This is a genomic window from Actinoplanes oryzae (assembly GCF_030757795.1).
In the GTDB taxonomy this organism is placed as follows: domain Bacteria; phylum Actinomycetota; class Actinomycetes; order Mycobacteriales; family Micromonosporaceae; genus Actinoplanes.
This window is the reverse complement of the sequence record NZ_JAUQWH010000300.1, coordinates 1-4713: the sequence shown is the minus strand read 5'-3', so window position 1 is coordinate 4713 and position 4713 is coordinate 1. Positions and strand designations below refer to the sequence as shown.

The window sequence follows — 4713 nt, the reverse complement described above, 5'->3', positions numbered from 1 at the left end:
CGCGCAACGATCACACGAGTACCACCAGGTGCTGCACGACTTCGCGGAGCAGGTCGAACGCCTGCTGACCGTCCTTTTGCTGCTGCTGCTCGGCGGCGCCGTGGTGAGCGGCGTCCTGGCCCCGCTGACGTGGCCGGCCGCGTTGATCGGCTTGGCACTTGTCCTGATGATCCGTCCGGTGTCAGGATTCCTGTCGCTTCGCGGCGCCCCGGGCCGCACCAGCGAGCACTGGGTCATCGCGACGTTCGGCATCCGGGGCATCGGGTCGTTCTACTACCTGGCGTACGCCATGGGGCATGCCACGTTCCCGAACGTGGATGTCGTATGGGCGACAGTGGCGTTTGTCGTCTTGGTGAGCGTGGTGTTGCACGGCGTTGCGGTCACGCCCGTGATGCGGCTTCTGGACCGAAACAACGACCGGTCGCGTACCCCGGAAGAGCGACACGCTCAGTAATCGACATTACCCTCTGTAATTGCTTGTCCGTGGAACCGTAGTTTATTTAGGACATTGAACCCTCGGGTAGTGGCAGAGCGTATTCATAGCTGTAAAGTGATCCCCACCTTCCCCCAGCCGGAATTCCACGATGGACGACTGACGCGATGGACGATGAAAGGTGTGGCCGATGCGGATACGGGGCTTTGCGCCGGGGACACCCTGCTGGGTCGAGCTGGCGAGTGCGGATCCCGCGCGGGCGGCGGAGTTCTACGCCCGGCTCTTCGGCTGGGAGCCGGCCGGCGACCGCTTCAAGCTCAACGGCCGCGCGGTGGCCGGGCTCACCCGGGCCGGCGCGGACCGCCCGGCGGGCTGGCTGACCTACCTGACCGAGCACAACCTCGAGGCGTCGATCATCCGCGTCACCGAGGCCGGCGGCCGCGTGTGCACCGAGCCCGCCGAGGGCCGCGGCGGCCGGGCCGCACTGATCGCCGACCCGGCCGGCGCCGTCCTCGGCATCTGGGAGCCGCGCGACTTCACCGGCGCCCAGGTGGGCGGCGAGCCGGGCACCATGACCTTCCCCGAGCTGCTCACCGGCGACGCCGTGGCCGCGGCCAACTTCTACGGCCAGGCCTTCGGCTGGCTGCTCCGCGACGAGTACGGCAGCGACGGCACCCGCGGCGAGTGGATCACCACCGCCCACGACGCCATGGCCGGGCTCGCCCCGAGCCGCGGCGGCAGCTGGTGGCGGGCCGCCTTCCAGGTCGCCGACTGCACCGAGACCCTCGAGGACTGCCGGGCCTACGGCGGCACGGTCGTCACCGGCGTCTCCGAGACCGGCTTCGGCACCTACGCGGAGCTGCTCGACCCGTGGGGCGCGCCCTTCTCCATCGCGGCGCCGGCGCAGATCCCGATCGAGTTGACCATGCAGATCTCCCCGACGGCAGGCATGGAGCTGACCTTCGGCGGGTAGTGATACACCCGTTCGAAAGAATGCTTCGCTTGTGACGGGAGACGCCATGGCCACCGGTCAGGACACAGATAACAGCTCCAACACGATCAAGGACCCGTCGGACTGGACGACCGGCGGGGAGCCGGCCACCGGCGCTCAGCAGTCCTACCTGCACACGCTCGCGTCCGAGGCGGGCGAGGACGTGCCGGAGGAGCCGACCAAGGCCGAGGCCTCCCAGCTGATCGACGAGCTGCAGGAGAAGACCGGGCGCGGTCAGTAGGGTTCGTTCGGGAAGAAGCCGGCTCCGGCCGGCTTTTTTCCTGCCCTCAGCATCACCCGAAGCTTTCCTGCCCTCCGCATCACCCGAAGCCGGGGAGCCTCACCGCGCCGTCAGCATCTCCATGCCGAAGGACTGCGGCTCACCCGTCAGCGTCGCCTTGGTGGCCGCACTCGCGGGGTCCGCGATGATCTCGGTCTTGCCCGCCTCGAAACCGTCCAGAGCGATGCGGGCGATGTCGGCCGGAGCGCTCATGAGGCTGAGCAACGCGTCACCGCCGTCCATCCGGGCCGCGAAGGACGTCATCGCCTCGGTAGCCGTCGGCCCCAGCACCACCCCGCTGACCTGAGTGCCCTGCCCGGCGAGCTCCAGCCGGACGGCGTTGGTCAGCCCCCACTGCGCCGCCTTGGCCGCCGAGTAGGCGAGGTTACCGGCGAACGGCGCCCACCCCACCGCGGACAGCAGATTCAGAATGCCACCGCCGCCATGGGCGGCAAGGATCGGGGCGAACGCCCGAATCACGGTCAGCGTGCCCCAGAGGTGGGTGTCGAAGGTCCGCCGGATCTGGTCGAGGTCCCCGTACGCGAGCGGGGCGCCGAAGGACACGCCGGCGTTGTTGACGACCAGGTCGACGTCGGCGGCGACGGCTGCGGCCGCCGCGACGGAGGCGGGATCGGTGATGTCGAGCTCAAGAGTTCGCACACCGTCCAGGGTGATCAGCTCGGGCCGGCGCGCGGTCGCGTACACGTTCGCGCCCCGCCGTAGCAGGTCCTCGGCCAGCTCCCGGCCGAGGCCGCTGCCGGCGCCGGTGATGAGGGCAGTTGCCCCATGCAGTCGCATCGTTGTCTCCTTCTGCTCACCAGCACTGTATGGACCGAGCGATGCAACAGTCGATGCCGAGAAGACTCAGGAAATGTGCTGATTGCCTCGATCCGATCGTCGCCGGCCGCGCCGCGTCAACCATGGTTGACATCCGGCTCCTGTCAACCTATGTTGACAGCATGACCGAAGCGACCGATCTCGCCGCGGCGGCGGGCAGCACCGATCCCCGGATCGGCCTGCGCGCGGTCGTGGCACTCCGCCGCCTCCTCGAGGGCCTGGAGCAGCTCCAGGTGGCGAACGCCCGGCGCAACGGCTGGTCCTGGCAGGAGATAGCGGACGCCCTCGAGGTGACGCGCCAGGGCGTCCACAAGAAGCATGCGAAGACCGTGCCGGCACAGGACCCCCGGGAGGGCTGAGAGATGTTCGAGCGATTCACCCATGCGGCGCGCGAGGCGGTCGTCCACGCGCAGGTCGAGGCCAGGGAGCTGGGCCAGTCCCCGGTCGGGACCGAGCACGTGCTGCTCGCCCTGCTCGCCGTCCCCGCGATCGCGGAGGCTCCCGCGCTGCGCGACCAGGGAGTCACCACCGTCCTCGTCCGATCCGAGGTCATCCGCCGGGTGGCCGCCGCCTCCCCCGCGACGACGGAGGATGTCGAGACCGCCGACCGGGAGGCGCTGCGGGCCATCGGCATCGACCTGGACGCCGTGCGCCGCGCCATCGAGGAGAACTTCGGGCCGGGCGCGCTGCGGCTGCCCCACCCGGCGCCGCCCGGGCGCAAGGGGCCGATGCGGGCGTTCTTCTCCTCGGGGCACGTGCCCTTCTCGAAGCGGAACAAGAAGGTGCTGGAGCTGTCGCTGCGCGAGGCGATCCGGCTCAAGCACAACTACATCGCGCCGGAGCACATCATGCTGGGCATCCTGCGCGAGGGGCAGGGGCTGGCGGCGCGGATCCTGGCCGATCAGGGCGTGGATTTCGAGCTGCTGCGGGCGGACCTGACGCGGTCGCTCGGGTCCGCCGCGGCCTGACCCACCCCACGTCGCGGCGGCTTATTCCGGCGTCCGGGTGGGTATCGGGGGCGCCATGACGTATCGGGTCGAGTACAACGGCGAGGAGCTCGAGGTCGCCACCCTCGATGCCGCGCTGGACAACGCGAAGCACGCCATCGCCTCCGACGCCGGGACCATCGAGGGCTGGACGGTCGAGCACGACGAGACGATCAACGACTGGTTCGTCCAGGGCGTGCTCGGCGGCAAGCAGGTCGGCCCGACGGCGGTGGTGACCGGGCCCGAGCCCATCGTGCCCGCGCAGACGCTGACCCGGCACGCGCCGGACCGCGCCGAGACCGAGGTGCGCCGGATGGCCTGCACCGGCGCCACGCCCGCCGAGGCCCTCGAGATGGCGGCGGCCTGGCTCGCCGGCCGCCCGAACATCGTGGACGTCGACGACCTGGGCTGGCACCTGGTCCGGGGCGGCTACGAGATCACCCTCTACTACCGGAGCTGATCGGCCCAGTCGGCCAGGGCCGGCTCGCTGGTCAGCTCGTCGAGGCCGAAGATCGCCGCGCCCTGGAGGGGGCCGTCGTCGCCGTGCGCGGCGTCGACCACCTCCGGCGGGTGGGTGCGATGAAAGGCCATCAACCCGCCCAGGTACGCCTCCCGGAAGGCGACCGGGTCCGCCGCGCGCACCAGCGGGCCGATCCCGCCCAGCGTCACGGTGGCCGGGTCGTGGACGTTGACCAGGGCGCCGGTGCCTCCGCCCAGCGCCCGGGCCACGTGGGCCACGGCGTCCCGGTGCTCGCGTCCCGTGAGAATCCCGCGGGCGAAGGTCACCGGGTCCTCGGGCGCGGCGCGTCCCAGGTGGCGGGCGAGGGCCCGGCCGTCCACCTCCAGGTCCCAGCAGCCGCGGGCGCCACAGGGGCAGAGCAGGGCCCGATCCCCGTACGGCTGGTGGCCGAACTCACCGGCGGCGCCGAACGAGCCCGTCGCGGGCCGGCCGTCGACGATCACCGTGCCGCCGAGGCCCACGGCGACGATGAGGTGCAGGGCCGTCGGGGCGCCGAGCGCCGCGCCGGTGCGAGCCTCGGCCACCCCGGCGAGGGTCGCGTCGTTGCCCAGCAGCAGGGGCAGGCCGGCGGCGGCCGGGGCGAGGTCGACGTCACGCCAGCCGAGCGTGGCGGACTGGACCAGGCGGCCGGCGTACACCGTGCCGGAGACGGCGAGCGACACCGCG

General features: G+C 71.3%; 8 protein-coding genes and 1 pseudogene. 7 read left to right on the top strand and 2 right to left on the bottom strand.

Going from position 1 to position 4713, the window contains the following annotated elements; all coding sequences use genetic code 11:
- From RBH18_RS43060 to RBH18_RS43050, 3 genes are all read left to right on the top strand, one after another.
- Positions 1 to 454, top strand: a 454-nt coding sequence (locus tag RBH18_RS43060; protein ID WP_306216302.1) for a cation:proton antiporter domain-containing protein, incomplete at its 5' end; no start/stop codon positions are given.
- A gap of 169 nt (positions 455 to 623) precedes the next feature.
- Positions 624 to 1406, top strand: a complete 783-nt coding sequence (locus RBH18_RS43055) for a VOC family protein (protein WP_306216301.1) — start codon at positions 624 to 626, stop codon at positions 1404 to 1406.
- 46 nt (positions 1407 to 1452) lie between these two features.
- Positions 1453 to 1665 carry a DUF3072 domain-containing protein gene (locus RBH18_RS43050; protein ID WP_306216300.1) on the top strand — a complete coding sequence of 71 codons (213 nt, stop codon included), beginning with the start codon at positions 1453 to 1455 and terminating at the stop codon, positions 1663 to 1665.
- Positions 1666 to 1764: 99 nt separating this feature from the next.
- Here RBH18_RS43050 and RBH18_RS43045 read toward each other — a convergent pair whose 3' ends face one another.
- Positions 1765 to 2502: an SDR family NAD(P)-dependent oxidoreductase gene (locus tag RBH18_RS43045; RefSeq protein ID WP_306216299.1), complete on the bottom strand. Its 738-nt coding sequence runs from the start codon at positions 2500 to 2502 to the stop codon at positions 1765 to 1767.
- Positions 2503 to 2663: 161 nt separating this feature from the next.
- Here RBH18_RS43045 and RBH18_RS43040 point away from each other — a divergent pair, with 161 nt between their 5' ends.
- From RBH18_RS43040 to RBH18_RS43025, 4 genes and pseudogenes are all read left to right on the top strand, one after another.
- The gene (locus RBH18_RS43040; RefSeq protein WP_306216298.1) at positions 2664 to 2900 is read left to right on the top strand and encodes a helix-turn-helix domain-containing protein; all 237 of its coding nucleotides are present in this window, start codon (positions 2664 to 2666) and stop codon (positions 2898 to 2900) included.
- Positions 2901 to 2903: 3 nt separating this feature from the next.
- Positions 2904 to 3086 (top strand): annotated as a pseudogene (locus RBH18_RS43035) (Clp protease N-terminal domain-containing protein); the annotation flags it as partial.
- Between the two features lie 183 nt (positions 3087 to 3269).
- Positions 3270 to 3509: a Clp protease N-terminal domain-containing protein gene (locus tag RBH18_RS43030; protein WP_306216303.1), complete on the top strand. Its 240-nt coding sequence runs from the start codon at positions 3270 to 3272 to the stop codon at positions 3507 to 3509.
- 55 nt (positions 3510 to 3564) lie between these two features.
- A complete protein-coding gene (locus tag RBH18_RS43025) occupies positions 3565 to 3987 on the top strand; it encodes a hypothetical protein (protein ID WP_306216297.1) in 423 nt (140 codons plus the stop codon).
- Here the strand turns inward: RBH18_RS43025 and RBH18_RS43020 are convergent.
- The coding region (locus tag RBH18_RS43020; protein ID WP_306216296.1) for an ROK family protein at positions 3975 to 4713 on the bottom strand (739 nt) is incomplete at its 5' end. The genes RBH18_RS43025 and RBH18_RS43020 overlap by 13 nt on opposite strands.